This is a genomic window from Leptotrichia sp. OH3620_COT-345 (assembly GCF_003932895.1).
GTDB lineage: Bacteria > Fusobacteriota > Fusobacteriia > Fusobacteriales > Leptotrichiaceae > Pseudoleptotrichia.
In genome coordinates this window covers 1-266 of sequence record NZ_RQYW01000193.1, presented here as the reverse complement: position 1 = coordinate 266, position 266 = coordinate 1, and the positions used below count along the sequence as shown (strand labels likewise).

The window sequence follows — 266 nt, the reverse complement described above, 5'->3', positions numbered from 1 at the left end:
ATAGGAGTTCCATATGACCTTAAATCAAATCCTTTGCCTTTCCCTAAATGTATTCCGTTATTCTTTAATACATTAAATGCTCCTAATCCTACTATATTCCCCTGACTGTATAAGCCAAGGTCATATTTTACTCTCTTATCGCCTGATGATATTGCCAATGCTGAGCCTCTTGATATCCCCGTTGACAACCATAAGCTCGACCAACTTCCGTCAAATACTTTTCCTGTAAAACTTTCCAATAAATCTGCCGCCATACCTCTTGACGG

1 protein-coding gene is annotated in these 266 nt (G+C 39.1%); it reads right to left on the bottom strand.

Translation table 11 applies throughout. The features are described from left to right. Positions 1-254, bottom strand: a 254-nt coding sequence (locus tag EII29_RS11770) for a hypothetical protein (protein WP_148096454.1), incomplete at its 3' end; no start/stop codon positions are given. Positions 255-266: the final 12 nt, after the last annotated feature.